General features: G+C 52.4%; 19 protein-coding genes. 10 read left to right on the top strand and 9 right to left on the bottom strand.

The features are described from left to right. Window positions 1–130: 130 nt before the first annotated feature. Together FH603_RS09540 and FH603_RS09535 are read left to right on the top strand one after the other, a co-directional pair. Window positions 131–2,413 carry a DUF5916 domain-containing protein gene (locus FH603_RS09540; RefSeq protein ID WP_186737257.1) on the top strand — a complete coding sequence of 761 codons (2,283 nt, stop codon included), beginning with the start codon at window positions 131–133 and terminating at the stop codon, window positions 2,411–2,413. A 106-nt stretch (window positions 2,414–2,519) separates the two neighbouring features. Continuing rightward, window positions 2,520–3,368 (top strand): sugar phosphate isomerase/epimerase family protein, encoded by an 849-nt coding sequence (locus tag FH603_RS09535; RefSeq protein ID WP_186737256.1) that lies wholly within the window; start codon window positions 2,520–2,522, stop codon window positions 3,366–3,368. Between the two features lie 67 nt (window positions 3,369–3,435). Here the strand turns inward: FH603_RS09535 and FH603_RS09530 are convergent, their stop codons facing one another. Further along, window positions 3,436–5,376, bottom strand: a complete 1,941-nt coding sequence (locus FH603_RS09530) for a glycoside hydrolase family 88 protein (RefSeq protein WP_394366380.1) — start codon at window positions 5,374–5,376, stop codon at window positions 3,436–3,438. 310 nt (window positions 5,377–5,686) lie between these two features. Next, a complete protein-coding gene (locus FH603_RS09525; RefSeq protein ID WP_186737255.1) occupies window positions 5,687–6,751 on the bottom strand; it encodes a M20 family metallo-hydrolase in 1,065 nt (354 codons plus the stop codon). Between the two features lie 197 nt (window positions 6,752–6,948). Between FH603_RS09525 and FH603_RS09520 the strand changes: the two genes are divergently transcribed. Then, window positions 6,949–8,253 (top strand): chorismate-binding protein, encoded by a 1,305-nt coding sequence (locus tag FH603_RS09520; RefSeq protein ID WP_186737275.1) that lies wholly within the window; start codon window positions 6,949–6,951, stop codon window positions 8,251–8,253. A gap of 116 nt (window positions 8,254–8,369) precedes the next feature. On the opposite strand, the gene FH603_RS09515 is transcribed toward FH603_RS09520, so the two are convergent. Next, the gene (locus FH603_RS09515; protein ID WP_186737254.1) at window positions 8,370–8,540 is read right to left on the bottom strand and encodes a hypothetical protein; all 171 of its coding nucleotides are present in this window, start codon (window positions 8,538–8,540) and stop codon (window positions 8,370–8,372) included. Between the two features lie 146 nt (window positions 8,541–8,686). Then, the gene (locus FH603_RS09510; protein ID WP_186737253.1) at window positions 8,687–8,944 is read right to left on the bottom strand and encodes an adhesin; all 258 of its coding nucleotides are present in this window, start codon (window positions 8,942–8,944) and stop codon (window positions 8,687–8,689) included. Between the two features lie 190 nt (window positions 8,945–9,134). Between FH603_RS09510 and FH603_RS09505 the strand changes: the two genes are divergently transcribed. Further along, window positions 9,135–10,238 carry a glycoside hydrolase family 130 protein gene (locus tag FH603_RS09505; RefSeq protein WP_186737252.1) on the top strand — a complete coding sequence of 368 codons (1,104 nt, stop codon included), beginning with the start codon at window positions 9,135–9,137 and terminating at the stop codon, window positions 10,236–10,238. 111 nt (window positions 10,239–10,349) lie between these two features. Next, on the top strand, window positions 10,350–11,453 hold the full coding sequence (locus FH603_RS09500) for a hypothetical protein (protein WP_186737251.1): 1,104 nt from the start codon (window positions 10,350–10,352) through the stop codon (window positions 11,451–11,453). A gap of 83 nt (window positions 11,454–11,536) precedes the next feature. Here FH603_RS09500 and FH603_RS09495 read toward each other — a convergent pair whose 3' ends face one another. Continuing rightward, window positions 11,537–12,739: an alpha/beta hydrolase family protein gene (locus FH603_RS09495; protein WP_235985417.1), complete on the bottom strand. Its 1,203-nt coding sequence runs from the start codon at window positions 12,737–12,739 to the stop codon at window positions 11,537–11,539. Between the two features lie 439 nt (window positions 12,740–13,178). On the opposite strand from FH603_RS09495, the gene FH603_RS09490 reads away from it, so the two are divergent. The 5 genes from FH603_RS09490 to glgX all read left to right on the top strand — a co-directional run bounded on the left by FH603_RS09490 (window position 13,179) and on the right by glgX (window position 17,339). Further along, window positions 13,179–13,892 (top strand): YiaD family glycine zipper/OmpA-like lipoprotein, encoded by a 714-nt coding sequence (locus tag FH603_RS09490; protein WP_186737250.1) that lies wholly within the window; start codon window positions 13,179–13,181, stop codon window positions 13,890–13,892. A 52-nt stretch (window positions 13,893–13,944) separates the two neighbouring features. Then, window positions 13,945–14,160 carry a hypervirulence associated TUDOR domain-containing protein gene (locus tag FH603_RS09485; protein WP_186737249.1) on the top strand — a complete coding sequence of 72 codons (216 nt, stop codon included), beginning with the start codon at window positions 13,945–13,947 and terminating at the stop codon, window positions 14,158–14,160. A 5-nt stretch (window positions 14,161–14,165) separates the two neighbouring features. After that, on the top strand, window positions 14,166–14,516 hold the full coding sequence (locus tag FH603_RS09480) for a DUF3140 domain-containing protein (RefSeq protein WP_186737248.1): 351 nt from the start codon (window positions 14,166–14,168) through the stop codon (window positions 14,514–14,516). Window positions 14,517–14,585: 69 nt separating this feature from the next. After that, entirely contained in the window at window positions 14,586–15,041 is a 456-nt protein-coding gene (locus FH603_RS09475; protein ID WP_186737247.1) for a ferritin-like domain-containing protein, read from the top strand. Between the two features lie 186 nt (window positions 15,042–15,227). Next, window positions 15,228–17,339: a glycogen debranching protein GlgX gene (gene glgX / locus FH603_RS09470; RefSeq protein WP_186737246.1), complete on the top strand. Its 2,112-nt coding sequence runs from the start codon at window positions 15,228–15,230 to the stop codon at window positions 17,337–17,339. Between the two features lie 94 nt (window positions 17,340–17,433). On the opposite strand, the gene FH603_RS09465 is transcribed toward glgX, so the two are convergent. The 4 genes from FH603_RS09465 to FH603_RS09450 all read right to left on the bottom strand — a co-directional run bounded on the left by FH603_RS09465 (window position 17,434) and on the right by FH603_RS09450 (window position 21,263). Next, complete coding sequence (locus FH603_RS09465) at window positions 17,434–18,162, bottom strand: DUF3891 family protein (RefSeq protein ID WP_186737245.1); 729 nt, start codon at window positions 18,160–18,162, stop codon at window positions 17,434–17,436. A gap of 67 nt (window positions 18,163–18,229) precedes the next feature. Beyond that, on the bottom strand, window positions 18,230–18,733 hold the full coding sequence (locus tag FH603_RS09460; RefSeq protein WP_186737244.1) for a pyridoxamine 5'-phosphate oxidase family protein: 504 nt from the start codon (window positions 18,731–18,733) through the stop codon (window positions 18,230–18,232). A gap of 100 nt (window positions 18,734–18,833) precedes the next feature. Next, a complete protein-coding gene (locus tag FH603_RS09455; protein ID WP_186737243.1) occupies window positions 18,834–19,247 on the bottom strand; it encodes a four-helix bundle copper-binding protein in 414 nt (137 codons plus the stop codon). 537 nt (window positions 19,248–19,784) lie between these two features. Continuing rightward, window positions 19,785–21,263: a hybrid sensor histidine kinase/response regulator gene (locus tag FH603_RS09450; RefSeq protein WP_186737242.1), complete on the bottom strand. Its 1,479-nt coding sequence runs from the start codon at window positions 21,261–21,263 to the stop codon at window positions 19,785–19,787. Window positions 21,264–21,342 lie beyond the last annotated feature (79 nt).

The raw sequence follows: 21,342 nt of genomic DNA, 5'->3' as shown, positions 1-21,342 counted from the left end.
GAATGAAGCCAGGACAACCCGTATATCATCCCGGAAAAAATCCGTTTAACCTTCTTTGATTTCAAAAGCCATCAATAAAAAATACCTTTCTGGCTACGATATCCTTCATCCAACCTGTTATCCCGATTACATGCCCCATTTTTACCGTAAGGCAATGCTGGTCATCTGTTTGCTCATGGCCCGACCGCTCCTGGCGCAACTGCCGGAACCGGCCGACCCCGATGCTACTCACAACCTGCACATCACCCGAACCAAAGCGCCCATCAAACTCGATGGACTGCTCGACGAACCCGACTGGCAGTCGGCTCCGGTAGCAGGCCAGTTTTTTCAGAATTTTCCGTTCGACTCGTCCTTTGCCAAACTACCTACCGATGTTCGGGTGACGTTCGATGCCAATTTTCTATATATCGGTGTTGTTGTCGGGCAGCCTCGCAGTACTTATATAACCCGGTCGCTCAAACGCGATTTCGAGGGCGGCACGAGTGATGTGTTCATCATCAACATCGACCCCTTCAAGGACAAACTCAATGGATTTCATTTTGCCCTATCGCCCTTTGGGGTACAACGCGAAGGCCTTATCGCCAACGGCTCCGAACTGTCGCTCGACTGGGACAACAAATGGTATGCAGAGGTAAAGAACTACGACGACCGCTGGGTAGCCGAAATTGCTATTCCGTTTAAAACCCTCCGTTACCGGCAGGTTGACGGCCAGAACACGTGGCGGATTAACTTCGGGCGTAATTCCCTGAAGCAGAACGAAACCTCAACCTGGTATCCTGTTCCCCGCCAGTTCCGGCCCAACAACATGGCGTTCACGGGCCTGCTGGTCTGGGATGATGCGCCACCCAAGCCGGGTCCGAACATCTCCCTGATTCCGTACCTGTCGGCCCGTACCAATCGCGACTTCGAGTTAGGGACGCCCATGGATAAAGGGATACAGGTGGGGGGCGACGCTAAAATTGCCATTACGCCTTCGCTTAACCTCGACCTGACGGTAAACCCCGATTTTTCGCAGGTGGAAGTCGACAGGCAGGTGACGAACCTGAGCCGTTTCGAGCTGTTCTTTCCCGAGCGACGTCAGTTTTTTCTCGAAAACAACGACCTCTTCGGCACCTTCGGGTTCGATAACAGCCGCCCGTTTTTCAGCCGGCGTATCGGCATTGCCAGAGGCACCCTCCGGCGCGTCAATACCGACGGTGACACGCTCAGTTACAGCAGCGCGGTGAACGTACCCATTCAGTTTGGCGCACGGCTCAGCGGAAAGCTGGACAAAAACTGGCGCATCGGTCTCCTGAACATGCAGACAGCGAGGGTCAGCCGCATCGACCTGCCCGCAGCCAACTACAGCGTAGGGGTGTTACAGCGCAAAGTATTCAGCCGAAGTACCATTGGGGCCGTATTCGTGAACAAGCAGAACTTCCAGACCGGTGACCAGCCGGGCACAGGCCCGGCCGCTTTCAACCGGGTGGCCGGACTGGAATACAATCTTTACTCGAAGGACAACAAGTGGGAAGGAGAATTTTACTACCATCGGTCGTTCAGCCCGCAAGAACTGACGACCGATGCTCAAACGGGGGGTGCCCACCTGATGTATACCGACCGCCGGTGGGAAATAGCCGTTAACGGGCAGTACATTGGCAGGCACTACCGCGCCGATGTGGGGTATGTACCGCGCCGGGGTGTTGTCAACTCATACCCCAAAATCCAATATAAAATCTACCCCAAAAACCCCGCCGTGTCCAGGGTTGTCAACGTCTGGGGGTTTGGCAGCGAACATGAACTCTCCGCGAACCTGCCTGCCTATCAACTCACCGACCGGAACAGTAACGTCTATTTGTTTTCCAGCTTTCTGAGCCAGGCCGAAGCCTACGTCGGTATGTCCAATAGCTATACCTACCTGTTTTTCGGGTTCGATCCGACCAATACCGACAGTAAAACCCTGCCTGAAGGGACAGGCTACACCAATACGACTTTGTTCGGGGCTTTCCAGTCGAATCAGCGCCGGAATTTCTCCTACAGTGCGGAGTTCACGACCGGACAGTATTTTAACGGCCGCTCTTCCAATGTAACGGGCGGGTTCACCTACCGATACCAGCCCTACGGCGTGTTTGCCATCGATTACAGTTATACGGCGATTGTGCTGCCAAAACCGTATGCCAGCGCTAACTTCTGGCTTGTGGGACCTCGTGCCGAGCTGTCGTTCAGTCGATCCGTATTTTTCAGTACGTTCATTCAGTACAACACCCAGGCCAACAATATAAACGTCAACTCGCGGCTTCAGTGGCGGTTCCGCCCTGTGTCGGACCTGTTTCTGGTCTACACCGACAATTATTTCTCGAACCAGTTTATTCAGAACCCGCTCGTCAAAAACCGGGCGCTGGTGTTGAAAATGACCTACTGGCTGAATGTGTAACCCGGCAATCGGTCAGTTGGCTATCAGTAAATCGGGCGGCTGTTTGTCTTGTATTGGCATAACGATCGGTGTACTAACCCGCTCCACAGCCTTTAATCAGTCAATCATGAAGCACCTTATTTTAGTCGGTTTGTTGCTGCTGACATCGCCTTCCCTTTTCGCACAAAGCAGCCAGTCGATTTTTCCGCAAACGCCCGGCATGGTATCCTATACCTACCGCAACAGTTTCAAGAACAATGTGGCAGCTACCCTCGACACCATAAAGGCGCTGGGTATCACCGATATGGAGTTCTCCAACCTGTTTGGCAAAACAGCGGCTGAACTTCGGAAACTGCTCGATGAACGGGGAATGCGCTGTTCATCATTTGGCGTAGGCTACCCCGATCTGATGAACAAACTACCGGAGGTGGGCCAGAACGCAAAGACGCTTGGCGCGCAATACGTACGGGTGGCCTGGGTTCCCCACGATGGGGCCTTCACGCTCGACGCAGCCAAAAAGACGGTGGCTGATTTTAACCGGTTCGGCAAACAGCTCTACGATGATTTCGGTCTGAAGTTTTGTTACCATAACCACGGCTACGAGTTTGAGAAACACGAAAACGGCACCCTCTTCGACTATATCGTTCAGAACACCGATCCGAAGTACGTAAGCTTCGAACTGGATATTCTGTGGACGGTTTTTCCGGGCCAGGACCCGGCGGCCCTGCTCAATAAATACGGCAACCGGTTTCAGCTCATGCACCTCAAAGACCTTCGCAAAGGAATTGTCGGCAACCTGTCGGGGGGTACACCGGTCGAGAACGACGTGGCGCTCGGCACGGGCCAGATCGACCTGCGTGCTGTGTTGAAAGCCGCCCAAAAAGCGGGCGTCAAACACTATTACATCGAGGACGAGAGCCCCAGCATTGCTACCCAGGTTCCACAAAGTATTGCGTACCTGAAAGGATTGAAGTAAAAAAACGGGTCTGATTTACCAGTATGATCACTGACAAATCAGACCCGTTTTTTACGTTAACGTCTGCTTATTGTTTCAGCAGCCACATAACCAGCTCTTTCCCGGCCTGAAAATTCTGATACAGGGCCGGAATCCGCCGTCCGTCGGTATACTCATTATACAGCCACGGATCGCCCACGGCAAACACAGTTCCCTTGCCTACCCTGGCTGTAGCCATGATGACGTGTTTGCCACTGGTCAGCATAGGCTGCGCCGGGGGCGTCAGGGCTAGCGGGGCCAGTTCCTTGATATAAATCGTCTGGGTAGTGGTGAAGATCGGGTTTCCGGTGGGGATGGTCAATTTGCCTCCCTCCCACTGGGTTCCAATGACACGGTTGACCAGCTCATCCTGAAATTTCATCCCAAAGCGACCGGCGAGTTCGTTGAAATGCGGTATTTCGCAGTTGGTGGTATCATTCGCCATCAAGACCAGCACACCACCCGCTTTCACCCACGATTCAATGGCGTCGATGTCTGGTTTCCGGATGTAGTTGGGATTGGCGGTCTCCTTCTTTGTGTCGGGGTCGACGATGATATAGACATCGACATTTTTCAGCGATTGGGCAGTGGGCGCACCGGGTACAGCTACTGTTTTTGCGCCGAGTTCGCGCATCGTGTTGCCCCAGAGCCAGAAACCGGAGTGCATCCGGTCTTCCCAGGTATAATGAAACCGGACCGGTTTCCCGTTTTCGGGTCCACCCGAATCATCCTTCCTGAATTCGTGGTTAAAGTAGTAGTCAAGGCCAACGGTTTTACCCCGCCCCAGCTTGCGTTCGCCGGCCATTTCCATCTCGACGCTGGCCATAATAAACGGCCCTACACCTTTCAGGTCGTTTTTTCGAATAGGTTCGCTCAGGTAGTACGCATAGCTCCCATCGCGGTAGGGCGTGCCGCCCAGCCCGCCAACGCTAACCGTACCATTCAGGTTTAACGTCCCTTCCGGTGTTGTTTCAACGAACGTTTTCAGAATACCGTCATACCCCCGTTTGGCATTGGCCTGCATGGTTTCGGGCAGGTAGCCTAACCGGACACCTTTCGCCAGCGCGTATACGAACATACACGAAGCCGACGCTTCCAGATAATTCCCCTTCCGGCTACCCTGATCCACGATCTGATACCAGCAGCCCGACGTCTTGTCCTGATACCTGACAACGGCAGGCATCAGTCGCTGTAGATACCCTACGAAGGCCGCACGTTTGGGATGATCGGCTGGCAGGTAATCGAGCACGTCGACCAGCGCCATCGCGTACCACCCGATAGATCGGCCCCAGAAATTGGGCGACCGTCCTGTCGTTGGATCGGCCCATTTCTGCGCCCGGCTCTCGTCGTAGCCGTGGTAAAGCAGGCCCGTTTTAGCATCGACCAGGTGTTTTTCGATGAGGGCGAACTGTAGGGCAATATCATTCAGATTCTCAGGCTGCCCGTAAAGGGTTCCGTATTCAGCATAGAAGGGCGCAGCCATGAACAGACCGTCGAGCCACATCTGATTGGGGTAACGCTGCTTATGCCAGAAGCCCTTCTCCTTCGTGCGGGGCTGTTCGGCAAGCTGAGCGCGGAGCACATCGGCTGCTTTTCGGTACTTCTCGCGGTTGGCTTCTGTTTGTTGAGCCAGCGTCAGCAACACGCGTCCGCCGGGCATATTGTCCAAGTTATACTCATCGACCCGGAAAGTACGGATACGGCCATCGGCCCCGACGTAGCGGTTAATGTCGCGGAGTATGTATTCATAATAGCGGGCGTCGGCGGTGCGGTCCCATACCCGTTCGAGGGCTTTCAGCACCAGCCCCTGCTCATAATCCCAGCGGGCGGGCTGCCCTTCTTTCGTAACAATAGAGTCAGGGTGCAGCGCCATCAGGCGGTCGGCCATCTGAACGGAGTAGGGCTTGTTTTGCGAATACCCCGGCTGGGTAAAACAAGCAAGCAGAAAGGTCAGCAGATAAAGGATACGGATTGGTTGAGGGACAGCCATCAGGTTCGTGGGGTTTCTGAAAGCAAAGTAGCACCGTGCGCCTTTCTAACCTACACAACCGGCCTGACAACCGATTGGGCCTTCCTGAAGCGACGGTAAACGGACAAATCACCGCTTACTGGAGGGGTTTGGTTGGCCATAAGACAACCACTAGTAGGGGCGTTTGATATGGATAATACCTTGCCCGTTTTTCCGAGTTTGGCTGGTCATAAAACAACCACTACCAGGGGCTTTGCCCACTGGCAGGGTTTTGCCACCAACCCTGCCAGTGGGCAAAGCCCCTGGTAGTGGTTGCGATCAAAGCACCTGATCAAAGCACCTGATCGAGCATCTGAATATACCCGTCGATCCCGTCACCTATTTCACGAAGGTAGATAAACTCGTCGGCCGAGTGTGACCGGCCCGAGTGGCCGGGACCGCATTTGAGCGACGGGCAGTTGAGCACGGCCTGATCCGAGGTTGTGGGTGAGCCGTAGGTATGACGACCCAGGGCTATACCAGCCTGGACGATGGGGTGATCGGCCGGGATGCTCGACGGCTTCAACCGAATGGAGCGGGGTTTCACGTCGGCCCGGACGTTGGCCCGAATCGTTTCTATGACCTCTTCCAGCGTGTACTGCTCCGTTACCCGCGCGTCGATGGTGAACGTACAGGAGTCCGGCACCACGTTGTGCTGGGTTCCAGCCTGGATCATCGTGACCGACAATTTTATTGGTCCCAGTGTGGGCGAGACCTTGGGAAACTGGTAGCCCGTCAACCAGTCGATATCCCGAATGGCGTTGTATATGGCATTTTCACCCTCGTCGCGGGCAGCATGGCCACTAACGCCGTGGGCCGTGCAGTCGAGGACGAGCAATCCCTTCTCCGCAATAGCCAGCTGCATTTCGGTTGGTTCGCCAACAATGGCGAAACTGAGGGGCGGCAGTTCCGGCAGGAGTAGTTCCAGCCCGTTACGACCCGAAATCTCTTCCTCGGCGGTGGCCGCCATGATGATATTGTGTGTCATGCCGGGCCGATCGTAGAAATGGACAAACGTTGCCAGCAGCGCAACCAGACAACCCCCGGCATCATTACTGCCCAACCCAAACAGTTTGCCGTCGCGCTCGATAGGTTCGAACGGATCGAGCGTATAGGATGTATTGGGGCGTACCGTATCGTGGTGCGAGTTGAGAAGCAGCGTTGGTTTGGCGGGATCGAAGTGCCGGTTTTTAGCCCAGACGTTATGCTGGAGCCGGTCGAAAGGGATCTGGTTCTGCTGAAAGAACGCTTCGATCAGCGCGGCTGTCTGGTCCTCTTCACGGCTGAATGAAGGCGTGGCAATCAGGCGTTTGAGCAGGGCGAGTGCGTTGTCGGCCAGGGCGGTGGATTGTGACATAAGCATACAATTGGGCCATCAAAGATACGCCAATAACGCATGCCCGTACCGACAGAACGTAGCTGGAATAGCCTGCCATGCCGCAGAAACACACAATGACCTTAGGGACAGATGAACAAACCGTAAAAACAGTGCACAAATTTCGTGTACAAACTGTTACCCTTACAGCCGACTCTAAACCGGCCGCTCTGCTGGCTATGCAACCTGACTTCGTCATCAATTCCGTTCGTACAACGCAACCCACCGCCCTCGATTTTTGGGAAACGGCCCGGCTGTTGGGCTTTCCCAGCGCCCTCTGGCGATTACCAAACCACCACGACAAGCACCTGATCGTTTCGCTGGACAAAACGTTGCCCCGCCTATCGGTCGATCTGGAGGAGTTGCCCGCCGGGTTTGCCCTTAGCCCCTTCGACAACCTCGATACGGGTACAGACAGCCCCGCCCGGACGCTCTTTATGCGCGCCGATATCCACGCCGTTTTCTCTGAAGCCGGTCCGGCATCGCATACGGTTTCTCCTCAAATCGGAGAACTGGGCGAAGCGGCCGAGCAGTTCCAAACCCTGTTGACAGACAGTCAGTCCCGGCCGGCTCCCAAACGCCCAATACCCTCCCGGCCCGTTCCCCTACCTGACCCGGAGGCCCAGGACCGGTATATGCAGGGGGTAGCTAAAGCGGTTGAAGCCATGCAACGGGGCGAACTCAGGAAGGTTGTGCTGTCGCGAACAAAACGCGTTTCATTCACCGATGCTCCGAACGCCGTAGCCGTGTTCGACCAGTTGTGCGCTACCTACCCAACGGCCTTTGTATCGGCGGTTTACCTGGCCGAAACCAACCAGATCTGGATCAGTGCCACGCCCGAACGGCTGGTGAGCAATAGTGCCAGCGGTATTTTTCAGACCGTATCGCTGGCGGGAACCCAGTCGGCGCTGGAACCCGACGGTACACCCAAGCGCCCATCGGAAGCGATGTGGTCGCAGAAAGAAATTGAAGAGCAGGCATTGGTCAGCCGATACATCATCGAATGTTTCAAACGGATCCGACTGCGGGAATACCTCGAAGAAGGGCCAAAAACGATCATTGCCGGCAACCTCATGCACTTGAGCACATGCTTTACGGTCGACACCCAGGCCGTGCGCTATCCCCAGCTCGGGACGGTTATGCTCCGGTTACTGCATCCCACGTCGGCTGTATGCGGTATGCCCCGCGATGCGGCTTTTTCCCTTATCCGACGGAGTGAAATCCATAACCGGGAGTTTTATGCCGGCTTTCTGGGGCCGGTCAACATCGACAGCAGTGATGCCCGTACGACGAGGTATGATCTGGAGCAGGCATCGGCAGCTACCAACCTGTTCGTCCACATCCGGTGTATGAAGCTGGAAGGAAACGTAGCGACACTCTACGCTGGAGCAGGCCTGACCGAAGACTCGGTGCCCGAACGCGAATGGCAGGAAACAGAAATGAAATGCCAGACGCTGTTGAAGGTGCTGAACGAAATGCCCTGACGAGTCTACCACCTGCCCCCCCAAAGCAAGTGCCGGTCCGTAGGGTCAATCATCGATGATTGACCCTACGGACCGGCACTTGCTTTGGGGGACGCTAAAAAAGGCGACCGGATGACTTAAGCACCTTCAGCCGGATCGTTGGGCGAGCGGGAACCTGCTTCGCTGGTTCGGTCACCCGATTCGCTGGCGGCTGATGATTGGGTATCACTGTCAGGCGCAGTACCTTCTTCGTCTGCGTTCTCGGTAGTAATAAGTGGCTGGTCTTCAGCTGATTCAGATGGCGTCATAACGTTAGTTAGTTAAAAGAACATAAACGACCTGGGTAGCAATGTGTTCGAGTGAGACTCGTTTCTACGTCCGCAAGTACACTTCAGCAGTCATAACCTACTCACCACCGGTCGTTTATGGAATGAAAAACAGGTAACGGTACCGACTACATGCTGTCGTCGTCGAGGTCGTCGTCAACGTCCTCATCCAGTTCTTCGCTCAGATCGATGTCATCCAGATCGGCCTCGTCGATATCGGCTAGGTCGGCGTCTCCGTAACCGCTGGCGGCACCGGAGCCCAGTTCATCAAATTCCGCACCGCCGTCAAAATCGTCGTCATCGTCGTCTTCGAGGGCAGCAGTTTCCGGATCGGGGTTCATCATCAGGACATCATCGTCCTGGTCGAACAGTGGCTGGTTAATCATGGGTGAATTGGTTTCAAAAATGTGTCAGGTTTGCACTGCTCATAACCCACCTCATCGAACTAAGGTTGCTTTGCTTAAAAACTATTTGAGCAAACGGCTTCGAACAGCAACGCGCTTTCCTTGTTGGTAAGTTTGGGCATGAGTACGAATCAAAAATACAAAAACCACCCATTAATCCACTACAAATCCGATGCGTAACTACCAACTTCGCCGACTGTCCGAGCAGCCAATCCTGAAAACGAGCGATGTAAAACCAGCCACGGAGGGCTTCGACGTGCTGGGTGCTTTTAATCCGGCAGCCTGTCTGGTAGGTGATGAAGTCATTCTGTTGTTGCGCGTAGCGGAGGCTCCCCGCGCCGAAAAAGGGTTTATCAGCATTCCTCTGATCGAGGAGCAGAACGGCATTCTGACGCTGACAATCAAACACTTTACCGAACCGGACGAAGACTACGACCCACGCGTTGTCACAATCCACGGCAAGCAGTACCTGACCTCGCTGAGCCATCTGCGGCTGGCCCGCAGCCGCGATGGTATTCACTTCGATATTGACGAAAAACCGTTTTTGTTCCCGGCCCGCATGGACGAGTCGTACGGCATCGAAGACGCCCGTATTACTTTTCTGGAAGGAAAATATTGGATTACCTACACGGCGGTGTCGGAACATGGTCCGGGTGTGGGGCTGGCCGTAACAACCGATTTCCGCGATGTCGAACGTGTTGGGATGATCCTGCCACCACCCAACAAGGATGTAGCCCTCTTCCCCGCCCGCATCAATGGTACCTATCGGCTGTTACACCGGCCCATGGTGTCTGACATTGGTAAACCGTCTGTCTGGCTGGCCGAATCGACCGACGGTATTCATTGGGGTAACCATCAGTTTCTGTTTGGCGGCCGTGGCCTGACCGACCCCCGGTTCGCCTGGGAAGGGGCTAAGATCGGGGCAGGCCCTGAGCCCATCCTGACCGACGAGGGCTGGCTGGTATGCTACCACGGAGCCGACCCTACCCACGCCTATTCACTGGCACTCGCCCTGCTGGACAAGGACGATCCGTCTATCGTCCTCGACCGGTCGGAAGCCCCGTTGTTGACGCCTGAACGGGTCTGGGAACGCGAAGGTTTTTTTCCGAATGTTGTCTTTGCCAATGGCTGGATTCAATGGCCTGATCAGGAACCTGCCATGTCAAGCGATGCAGGCGAACTGTCCCGTTCGGGCAAAATCTGGGTGTATTACGGTGCCGCCGATTCGGGTGTGGGACTGGCCGAGTTGATAACGGTTGATGCCTCAAATCAGTAGCGAACCCCAGTTGCGCCGGGGACGACGGCAACTCCGCGAAATGGCTATGTAGTTGGTTTGCGGCAGTAATTCGTAGTATTGCGGCCCGATACACCAACCATCTATACGAAAATGAGCACCCCTTTTTATAGGCTGGCAGTAGTACTGCTGCTGACTGCGGGCTGTAAAACCACCAGGCTCCCTTCTTCTTTTAAACCCGTTGCGGCCAGTACGGACACAGGTATACTGAACTGTTTTGTGGCGGGAACCACGTTACAGGGGGAGACCGTCTGGTGTGAAGCGTCGGCAGTAGCCTTCGACGGCAGAAACCTGTTGTTTGCCAACGACAAAGACATGCCAGCCCAGTTGAGTCCGGTCTTCGCGAAAACGCCGGCTACCCTGGCCGACTCGACTCAGGCCCCGACTTACCTGATGCAGCCCGCTTACGCTGCAGGCCGTAAATATGAGGACTTTGCCCAAACCCCCGACCGGAAGTTCGTGCTGCTCACCACCGCCTTCGACCGAACTAAACCCGGCAGCAGCGACTGGGATGGGTACAACACGATCTTATACTGGCCCACCGGCCATGAGCAGCAGCCGCATGTACTGGCACCCGACGATACCAGCCGCACATCGATCGCTTACCGGACAAAACTGGCGCGGGCACTGGCTACCAGCGAATTCCCGGAGGGTGCGCCTTACTTCAAAGTAGAAGGGCTGGCCGCTACCGATCAGCAGCTGCTGTTTGGCATTCGTGAAGTGGGCGAATCGTTTAAACGGTTCAAACCCGTCGACAAGATCGTGGCGGTGTCGTACACTGTTGAGAATACAGCGACTGGCGCGCGCATCCGCCTGAACGATGACTGGCGTGTGATCGCGGACTTCGATCCGGCCCAGACGGAGCCGACACTGCCCAAGCCATTGAGCCTGTCGAGCCTTGAGTACGATCCTGGTCGCCACTGTTTCTGGCTGCTGACATCGATCGAAACCAGCAGCCAGCTCGACGCCTACCTCTGGTACTGCACTCCCGCCGACCTCCTGGCCAACAAACCTTTTTCGCTTGTGCGCGATGCGCAGGGGCAACCACTGCGGTTTGGCCATAAAGCTGAAGATCTGACGATCCTGGATAAGAACAGGTTGCTGATCATTCATGACGATGACCGTTTTCAGCTACCCGTTGGCAGCAAAACACGCCAGCCGAACCAGGCCCCGTACACGATCGTTACGCTCAAATGATCTTTTTGCCGCTCTATCGGCATCGACTGGCAGCGAACCACGGGTTGTTCGCTGCCAGTCAGTGAAGCAGTTAACATGGCACCCTATTGCGTTCCCCCAAAGAACGAGTACGTTCCGGTAACGAAGCCTAAAATTCCGCTGGCATGGTTGGCTCCTCTCAGCTTTTCAAGCGTTACGTTGGTAGCGCCCCGCTTCTGCATGGCATCGTAGGTATTTTGCGAGTTCAGGTAAAGCACCGTATCGTCAGCGTCGCCGTGGTAAAGCCGGGTGCGGGTCTCTGGTTTCCAGTCATGGATATCGTTATCCTGAACGGCTTTCAGGAAACCGGCATCGGTCCCTTCGTTGATGGCTTTCTTAAAACTATCGGTGAAGGTGGTATGCAGGCTGACATTGATTGTGACATCCTTCCCGCTGGCCGTAACCTGCGATGCGTAAGGCTCCCTGAAATAATAGTTCATGGGGCGATTCAACCCGTATATACGATCATAGGTCAGCAACACCCAAACGTAGAGCCGGTTTATGCTGGCAACGCCACTGGTGGGTTCATTGACGATGTGTTGCATGAACGACGGTTTATCATAAGCCCCGGCTCCGCAACTCGATGCGACGAGGTTGAACTCGTCTCCGGTTTCTTCCTCGATTTTTTTCTGTAGCGCCATGGTAGCATACCCACCTTCCGAGTAGCCCGCCAGGAACAGGCGATCGTCCCAGCCAATCTGGTTTTCGCGGACAAACTCGCGGGTTGCCCGCAGCATGTCGAGCGATGCCGTTGCCAGACTGGATCGGTGTTCATAGGGATGAGGTACGTCTTTCGACGCGCCATAACCAACATAATCCGGCGCAGAAATGATGTACCCATGCGAGGCAAAGAGTGATCCGAGCATGTAGGCTTCGCTACCCCGACCAAAATAAGACGGCGCATCAGCGTCGTTCTGGATGGTACCATGTTGCATACTTAACAGGGGCACCGCCTTGCCGGCATCCGTGGGTACGATAACCACTCCGGAGGCATTGATTTTTGTACCATCGCTGTTGGTAGTAGTATACTCCAGCCGATAAGCCCGAATACCAAACCGGACGAAGAATTGAAACACGGCGCTGACGCCCGTATATCGACCCCGTAACTGTGACGGTGTGCTTTCTGTAATGAGAGAGCTGCTGATAAGTACCCTGCCTGCCGCTGGTGCCACCGGATCGAGCACGCTCGAGGTCTGGCAACCTGTTGGCGCTACCAGCAACATGCTACCCAGCAGCAGCATGATAAATAACGACTTTGTAATAAGCATGAATTGAATGTATAAAAATCTATAATAGTCTAGTATTCTAACGCACAGTCACTCTTTTTCGTTTGCTGCCCAACCGGGTTATACCTTAATCCCCCAAATACATATAACTGACTATCAATTGATTATAACAGTCTAGTCTGATATTCATGTCGGCGACTGTAAATTCTATGATAAAGGCTGCCGGAACCCATTTTCGTCTAATTTAAGTGGGGTAGTCTGTAGAAACCCCTCTACACAAGTAGGCATATGCCTTCCCGTTTTCCCTACTAGGCTTATTTGTTATACCTACTATACGTCAGATTTTAATTGGCTACAAAAACAAGTCAACTAACTTATTATCAATTGTTTATTCCACTCACACAAAAATCTATAGTCTTACTACATTAAACTGGTACAAGGTTTGGACATCTATTGTCAGTACCAATTATTCACAACACCTATGAAGAGTCAGTTCAATTCTATTGGCAAAAAGTCACTTATCGTGCTTATGGCCGGAAGCCTTTTATCAACAGATGTACTTACAAGTTGCAAATCAATCAAGAACAACACGAACAAAACGCAGCGGGGAGCTGGTATAGGGGCTGGTAGTGGAGCCGTAATTGGGGGCGTTGTTGGCCGTCGTTCGGGGAATACAGCACTGGGTGCCATCCTGGGAGCTACCGTTGGTGGAGCTGCCGGGGCCGTTATCGGCCGTCGGATGGACAAGCAGGCTGAAGAAATGAAGCGTCAGATGCCAAACGCCCAGGTCGAACGGGTTGGTGAGGGTATCAAAATCACGTTTGGTTCAGATATTCTCTTCGATGTCAACTCATACCAGTTGAAGTCAGAAACGAAACGTCAGCTCACCGAATTTGCGCAGACGCTCAACAAATACGAAGACACTGACATTCGTATCGAAGGCCACGCCGACGCTACGGGTACAGACTCACACAACCAGCAGCTTTCCAATCAACGGGCTAAAGCAGTCGGCTCATTCCTGGAATCGCAGGGGGTTAAACAGTCACGGGTCGATGAAAAAGGATACGGGGAGTCGCAACCCGTTGCTGATAATAATTCAGAAACTGGACGCAGCAAAAACCGCCGGGTCGATATTGCCGTCTTTGCTAACAAGCAAATGCAGCGCGATGCCAAAGCGGGCAAGCTGGATCAGTAAGCAATTCAGTGGCGTGAGGTGCCAACGAGTAGAAACCTAAACGAAACGGACAATGGCAACGGTGAAGAAAGGCGATGAAGTTACGTGGAAGTATGGTAGTGGGAAAGCTGAAGGCACCGTTGCCGAAGTTCATGAAGAAGCAGTTGAGCGAACTGTGCAGGGCACCAACGTGAAGCGCAATGGCTCTGCCGATGAACCGGCACTGGTTATTAAGCAAAAGAACAATAAAAAGGTAGTGAAATCGACCAGCGAGGTCACTAAAAAATAACTGCTATGGCCATTGCCTCACTCGACGACAAAGAGAAAAAAGATATCAGGTCTGACTTCAAGGAGGTCGTAAACATGTCGGCTACTCAAATCGACAAGTGGCTTCAAACCGACGAGTCAAAGTCTGTTGGTCAGAAAAAAGAGGACGATGATGAATCGATCGGGCATAAATCGGGCGAAAAGATCATCGAAATCCTTGGTAAGCAGGCAGATGACTTATCAGACGATGAATACGCTCACATGCGCAAAGTTGTTAGCTACGTTAAGCGACACAGTGCTCAGCGGCCCAAAGAGGTGGCTGGTTCGCCCTGGACGTACTCATTGAAAAACTGGGGACACGACCCGGAGAAGAAATAAAGAATCAGACAATCCTATTCAGTATAATCAGTTCACGCAATTCAATACACAATCAAACAACTTAACGTTATGAATGTTAAAGACACAAGAGGTGAAGTTCTCGATCAGCTGAATAAATTACTGACTCGTAACCATGATGCCGAGAAAGGTTATCAGGAAGCGGCTGAAAATGTAAAAGACACAGAACTGAAAAGTCTGTTTCTGGCTCAGTCCCGTCAGCGTGGTGAATTTGCGGCTGAATTAGACCGCGAAATACGGTCGCTCGGTGGCGAGTCTGACAATGGTACCAGCTTGGCGGCTGACCTGCATCGGGCCTGGATCAACATAAAATCTACGTTCGCCAGCGATGATGACAAAGCAACTGTACAAGAATGTCAACGAGGTGATAAAGATGCCCTCGAAAATTATAACTCCGTTTTACAGGAGACCGATTTAGTTGCCAGTACGCGCGAATTATTGCTGCGTCAGAAACAGAGCATCGACTCGGCGCACGCGTCGATGGCTCGTTTGGCCTTGGTAGTGTAGTGAATGGTGGGATCGGAAAGCCTACTCTCATTGAGGGTAGGCTTTTTTGTTTTTAATCTACTAATCCTATTGACTTTATTTAGCATTAACCCGCTACTCTTTCTAAAAAAACCATTCTCTCTTACAGGTGGTTAATCTCAGGCAAGGATGTTAATTGGATTAAAAACCATTCCTGAAAATCACGTTATGAGTAAGCAACAAAAAACGGCTCCTGCTCCAGAGCCAATTCAAACAAAACCGGGCAAGCCTTACCCCCTGGGTGCTACTTATGATGGCGAAGGCGTCAACTTTGCTTTGTTCAGCGAAAACGCTACTGCCGTCTATTTATGCCTGTACGATCCAGCCGATCCTTCATCTGAAACGACACGTATACCCCTGATAGAGCAAACTGATCTGGTTTGGCACATTTATGTCGACGGTCTGCAACCGGGTCAGCTTTATGGATTTCGTATCGATGGTCCTTACGACCCTAAATTAGGCAGCTTCTTCAACGCCAATAAATTATTGCTCGACCCGTACGCGCGGGCTATCAACGCGCCCATCAATCATAATGATGCCTGGCTGGGTTACGACTACAAAAACAAATCGGAAGACCGTTACCTCATCAAAAGCGAGGAAGATAGCGGCCCTTCTATGCCTAAATCGGTCGTTATCGACACAGATTTCGATTGGGACGGTGACGCTGCTCCGTCCATACCCATGCATCGCTCCGTGATTTATGAGATGCACGTAAAAGGGTTTACGCATACGCACCCGACGATCGACAAGTCTATTCGGGGCACCTATGCCGGTCTGGGAACGACCGAAAGTATCGATTACCTGACGAAATTGGGCATCACGGCTGTTGAACTGCTACCGATTCATCAGTATACAGATGAGAGCTACTGGGGTTACAACAGCATTGGTTTCTTTGCTCCGCAGAACACCTATTCGTCGTCCGGTATGGCAGGCCAGCAGGTGACGGAGTTTAAAGAGATGGTCAAAAGTCTGCACAAAGCGGGTATCGAAGTGATTCTCGATGTGGTTTATAACCATACCGCCGAAGGAAATCATTTTGGCCCTATGCTTTCTTTCCAGGGTATTGACAACCGGGCCTATTACCACCAGGTTGGCGATAGTCCGGAACACTACATGGATTATACAGGCACCGGCAATACCTTTAACATGAGCCATCCCCGCGCTTTGCAGCTGGTAATGGATAGCCTTCGTTATTGGGTAACGGACATGCACGTCGATGGATTTCGGTTCGATCTGGCATCGGCGCTTGTGCGTACCGATGAAGAAGTTGGTCGGGTTTCGTCATTCCTCGATACAGTGGCACAGGACCCGATTCTGGCACAGGTGAAACTTATTGCCGAACCCTGGGATATTCAGTCCTATCAGGTTGGTGATTTCCCGGTTCGCTGGTCGGAGTGGAACGGAAAATACCGCGATACCCTCCGGGGCTTCTGGAAAGGCGACGAGGGCAAAGCGCGGGAAACCACCCTTCGGTTGCTGGGCAGCCCCGACCTCTACAGCGATGGTCGCTCGCCAGCCAACAGCGTAAACCTGATTACTGCCCACGATGGGTTTACGCTCAATGACCTGGTTAGTTACAATGACAAGCATAACGAAGCCAACGGCGAAGACAACCGCGACGGCTCGAACGATAACATGAGTTGGAACTGCGGAGTCGAAGGTCCAACTGACGAGGTGGCCATCAATGACCTGCGCGAACGGCAGAAACGTAACTTCTTGGCAACCATGCTACTCAGTCAGGGAACACCGATGCTGGTCATGGGCGACGAATGTGGCCGCACACAGCATGGCAACAACAACGGCTACAATCAGGACAGTGAGATTAGCTGGATGAACTGGAATTGGGATGAGAAGCAACAGGCTCTTTTCGATTTCACGAGCCAGCTGACCAGTCTGCGCCGGGAAATACCGCTGCTAAGCCGGCGAAAGTTCTTTGGTAACGAGCAGGTTGCTTACATGCGGCCTGATGGGCAAGAGATGACAGAAGATGACTTCAATAACCCGCATACGCATTGTCTGGCTCTGTTTATCGATGGGTTACGGGTCGATGAGCAAACGGAGGATGGTCAGGCTATTGGTGACGAACAGTTGCTGTGGATCCTGAATGCCTACTGGGACGATGTCCCGTTTATGCTCCCTAAAATTGGGCGTAAAACCTCCTCCTGGGAAGTTGTTGTCGACACCTCGACGGGCCAGCTTACGCCGGATTGGAAAGACGTTAAAGGAGGCCATGAGTATGTAGTCCCCGGCCGCTCATCTGTACTGCTCCGGCTGCGCTAATCGTACCCTTTAGCAGGCAATAGAAAGAGCAGGCTGATTTGTTTGGGCATTATGCCATAAACAAATCAGCCTGCTCTTTTATACTGTACACCACTTATCCTTTACGAAACGTCCATTCTTTCAGCACCATTGGCGCGTCCTGCATCGCGTTGTATAGCTCGGTATCGTCCTGAAAAACGAGTTGCGGCAGCGAAAATGTTTCTACATGAATGGTAAAGTCCGATTCGGCAAACGGCCAGGGGCTCATACCCAACGATTCGTCTGGATGCTGAAAAATGAAATAAGGTATACCATCCGGCCCCTTGCTCACTTCCAGCTGTCGGCCTTCGGGCTGCACCTGATCCAGGCATAGCACCAGCGAAAGGGCATCGCACCATTGAACGAACGCATAGGCATAAGCCGCTTCTGCTTTCGATGCGTTATATTGCTTACGCCACTTAAGCTGATTGCCCGCCTGCTGGTCCAGGAACGTATCCAGCGCCTTGTCGGCACCCCGTTTGGATTCGTAGAGAAATGTAGTATGCATGGATAGCATCAGCGCATTCCAACGACTTTTCTGCAGGCCGATTTCGATCATCTTATAGCACTGCTTTACGGAATATTCCGGAATCTGGAAAGGCAACGGCGCGCCCGCCGTGGTCAGATGGTTGCGTCCTTCCCAGGGATCCTGCCCATCGTCGTGTTCCGTCAGCGCAATCAGGGTTTCAATCCAGTGGACGGGTCGTTTATCGATTTGCCAGCGCAGAGCCGCCTGAACTGCCAGCAGCCCATGTGCTTGCTGGTTGATTATCTGCCAGCCCGTATCCGTTTGAGTTACAATCATAAAATGCAAATGAGTGAACCATCAAGCCTTGGTGGCTCACTGATTCACTCATTCATTTAGTTGCCCGTTAATTATATACCTTCTCGTTTTCACCCATTTTAGGCGGATTACCCGTCACGACGGCTGCTGCTTGCTGAAACAAACGCACCATAGTGCTGTCATTCGAATCCCAGTATTCGGCCATCTGAGTGTGTACTTTAAGCAATGTCAGTTCTGGGTCATCCTTACCTTTCGGGAACCAGGCTTTAGCCTGCGGGTTCCATAGCTCGTCTATTTTAGCCCGGTCGTCTACCTCATTGGCAACACCTGATATAGACACATAATCGGCATCACTGACAGAAGCAAAGGCTACATTGACCCGTCTCTCATTCTGTTCGATCTGATCGACTTTAGGCGATGTACGCTGCGTAAAGAACCAAACGTTGCCTTCTTCATCGAACTGTAACGCAGCCATAGGCCGACTTACAAGATTACCCTGATCATCCACGGTGGTCATCATTGCGATGCGAATTTCTTCAACCATATCGCGGACTTTACTCATTTGTTCGTTCTTCTGTGGTTTGCTTTCCATAACGTAATGCGTGTAGGTAAAAAAACGTGAAGCGTAAGCGGTCGACGCAAGCGGTTTCGCCTGAGACATCCAGCTTACGCCTTACGACTATAACTAATTGTTAATTGTAAAGTGTTTCGCGAAGGTCGATTCCGTAAAACAGTGTTGCAGGGGTAAAAGCAGGCGTATTGGACGCTTCACTATGATGAGCCATATCCAGAATACCGACACAACTCGAAATTGTTTGCTGACAAAGCGCATAGACCTGACGACAGCGCTGTGTTTCGAAACCGTTTACCTCCTGTGCACACTTTTCACACACTTCAATACAAGCCTTTGCCAATAACCGGGTGTTTTCCGAACCCCGAACATAAAGCATTGCCAGCTGGCGGCACATGTCGGCGCAGTCAAGACTAAGGAAAATGCTTCTATACCAGTTTTCGATGTCTTCCGAGCGTGAACATTCGGTAGCAAATTCGTCACAGAGCGTGGCGCAACTGGTTAGTGAATCGTAGATAGTTTTCTTCCAGATCATAGCAAGAGGTTAGTTTAAGAGGGGTTTGAAAGACCTATACGTATGATCGTAACTGAACCCCTGCACTCTCCGTTTCCATCCGATCAAGGCGTGCCCAGCGACGCGCTTCAACAACGCTGACCGTTACTATGCGTTGTGGGTCGAGTTGCCCTTGTTCCAGTAAGTGGTTAGCAATTTCGATTGCTTTTGCGCGAGTACTAGGGTTAAGCGAACGCATCGCTGCCGGAAAATGAGAAGGTGTCCACATGGGGATAGTTGTCATACTAATTTACTATGTGCTTAAACTGTGCCATATCTATTCACACTGATAAGCAACCCAAATCACCATCAATAACCTACTGATAGTCAACTGAATAGATATCTTATTTTAAGCAAGATGAGCAGGAAAGGCCGTTAGTAAAGTGTGTATATTTGGGGACACTCACTATAATGTGTGTATGTTTTTACACAGCTGAAAACCCACAAAAAAACCAACTCTATATGAGTTGGTTTCAATTTTCCAGTTGTTTACGATTGGCTAACGGGACTGTCTTTCAACTATCTGGGAAAGTACAGTTTGAAGGTAGTTCCCTGCCCCAGTAAACTATCGACCTCAATGGAGCCTTTATGGCTGTTAATAATATTTTGTGTAGCGGTCAGGCCAAGGCCCATGCCACCCGATTTACCGGTAAAGAACGGATCGAACAGACGTTGCCGGTCGGCATCGCTGATGCCACCCCCATTGTCAGCCACTTCCACATAGACGCGATTATCTTCCGTAGATCCTGTCCTGACGGTAAGAATCCCTTTCCCTTCTTCCATGGCCTCAACGGCATTGACCAGAATATTGAGTAATGCTGTTTTTACCTGATCGCTATCCAGCAGCGCTGCACAGTCATTGGTATCGAAGCTGGTTTCGAGCCGCATGCGTTTGAGCTTGATCCGGTCAGCCACGAGTTGCAGGGTAGATTTCACGATAACATTGAAATCCTGCCGTTTACGGTCGAGTTCCCGCGGTTTGGAGGAATTGAGCATTTCCGTGATCAGCTGGCCAATACGGTCTACGTTCCGGCCAATGATATCGGTAAACATGGTGATGTACTCACTGTCTGTATCCAGTTCATCCTTTAACTGTTCCAGGGCAAGACTGAGGTTCGTCAGCGGATTTCGAACTTCGTGGGCAATGCTACGGGCAATTTTACCCGTCATGGTCAGTTTTTCGGCCAGGATCAAATCCTGCTGCGCCCGTTTTTGATCCGTAACATCGCGTACGATACCCTGGTACCACTCGGGCCGGCCAACGACATCATCAACGGCCCAGACCGAGATCAGGCAAATGCGTTTGCGTTTGTTCTTGGTAATGAGCACCGCTTCGAAGTCTTTGATCTGGCCATGTTCACGCACGTTGAACCGAAGTTCACGCAGGCAGTTCAGGTCGGCAAACAGCCGGGCGGGATTCAGTTGCCTCAACTCGTCGCGGCTGTAGCCCAGCAGACGCTCCACGGAGGGGTTCGCATCCTGGAAATGCATCTCGTTGTTGGCAACGAAAATAGCATCGATGGATCGTTCGAACAGGGAGCGGTATTTGTTCTCTTTTTGGGCTACTTCAGCTAATACACTGGCCTGGCGCAGGGCATAGCGAATACTCCGGCCGAGCAGTTGGGCATCGATACGGCCTTTTACCAGATAATCGGCAGCACCCAGTTCCAGCGCCGATTGGTCGACGGTAAGATCATCCTGCCCCGTGAGCAGAATCATGGGGGCGCGGCACCCCATCAGAAACGCTTCCTGAATAAGGTTGGTACCGGTTTGGTGTCCAAGGCGGTAATCGACCAGATATACATCATGTGCATTGGTCCCGATCATGCTCAGCGCACGGTCGTAACTATCTACCCAGTCAAGTTTGATGTTGGCATTTTCCCTGGCCGAGACCAGCGCCCGTGTCAACATATAATCGTCTTCGTCGTCTTCAACGAGTAAGACACGAATCACTGTTTTGGGTTCAGCGATGTCGAGCGGGGGAGCGACAGCATTCATAAACATTGAGTAAAAAATAATGAGCAGTCTATACTTGTCTACTGACTAAGTACAAAAGTCAAAAAAAGTCCATGCAGCT

The organism is Spirosoma utsteinense, assembly GCF_014282275.1.
Lineage (GTDB): Bacteria > Bacteroidota > Bacteroidia > Cytophagales > Spirosomataceae > Spirosoma > Spirosoma utsteinense.
Note: the sequence above shows the minus strand (reverse complement) of the source record. Positions and strands in the feature narration are given on the sequence as shown.

Bases quoted from the DNA above. Each gene is read 5' to 3' on its own strand.
- FH603_RS09540 (WP_186737257.1), top strand. From the start codon at position 131: ATGCCCCATTTTTACCGTAAGGCAATGCTGGTCATCTGTTTGCTCATG.
- FH603_RS09535 (WP_186737256.1), top strand. From the start codon at position 2,520: ATGAAGCACCTTATTTTAGTCGGTTTGTTGCTGCTGACATCGCCTTCC.
- FH603_RS09530 (WP_394366380.1), bottom strand. From the start codon at position 5,376: ATGGCTGTCCCTCAACCAATCCGTATCCTTTATCTGCTGACCTTTCTG.
- FH603_RS09525 (WP_186737255.1), bottom strand. From the start codon at position 6,751: ATGTCACAATCCACCGCCCTGGCCGACAACGCACTCGCCCTGCTCAAA.
- FH603_RS09520 (WP_186737275.1), top strand. From the start codon at position 6,949: ATGCAACCTGACTTCGTCATCAATTCCGTTCGTACAACGCAACCCACC.
- FH603_RS09515 (WP_186737254.1), bottom strand. From the start codon at position 8,540: ATGACGCCATCTGAATCAGCTGAAGACCAGCCACTTATTACTACCGAG.
- FH603_RS09510 (WP_186737253.1), bottom strand. From the start codon at position 8,944: ATGATTAACCAGCCACTGTTCGACCAGGACGATGATGTCCTGATGATG.
- FH603_RS09505 (WP_186737252.1), top strand. From the start codon at position 9,135: ATGCGTAACTACCAACTTCGCCGACTGTCCGAGCAGCCAATCCTGAAA.
- FH603_RS09500 (WP_186737251.1), top strand. From the start codon at position 10,350: ATGAGCACCCCTTTTTATAGGCTGGCAGTAGTACTGCTGCTGACTGCG.
- FH603_RS09495 (WP_235985417.1), bottom strand. From the start codon at position 12,739: ATGCTTATTACAAAGTCGTTATTTATCATGCTGCTGCTGGGTAGCATG.
- FH603_RS09490 (WP_186737250.1), top strand. From the start codon at position 13,179: ATGAAGAGTCAGTTCAATTCTATTGGCAAAAAGTCACTTATCGTGCTT.
- FH603_RS09485 (WP_186737249.1), top strand. From the start codon at position 13,945: ATGGCAACGGTGAAGAAAGGCGATGAAGTTACGTGGAAGTATGGTAGT.
- FH603_RS09480 (WP_186737248.1), top strand. From the start codon at position 14,166: ATGGCCATTGCCTCACTCGACGACAAAGAGAAAAAAGATATCAGGTCT.
- FH603_RS09475 (WP_186737247.1), top strand. From the start codon at position 14,586: ATGAATGTTAAAGACACAAGAGGTGAAGTTCTCGATCAGCTGAATAAA.
- glgX (WP_186737246.1), top strand. From the start codon at position 15,228: ATGAGTAAGCAACAAAAAACGGCTCCTGCTCCAGAGCCAATTCAAACA.
- FH603_RS09465 (WP_186737245.1), bottom strand. From the start codon at position 18,162: ATGATTGTAACTCAAACGGATACGGGCTGGCAGATAATCAACCAGCAA.
- FH603_RS09460 (WP_186737244.1), bottom strand. From the start codon at position 18,733: ATGGAAAGCAAACCACAGAAGAACGAACAAATGAGTAAAGTCCGCGAT.
- FH603_RS09455 (WP_186737243.1), bottom strand. From the start codon at position 19,247: ATGATCTGGAAGAAAACTATCTACGATTCACTAACCAGTTGCGCCACG.
- FH603_RS09450 (WP_186737242.1), bottom strand. From the start codon at position 21,263: ATGAATGCTGTCGCTCCCCCGCTCGACATCGCTGAACCCAAAACAGTG.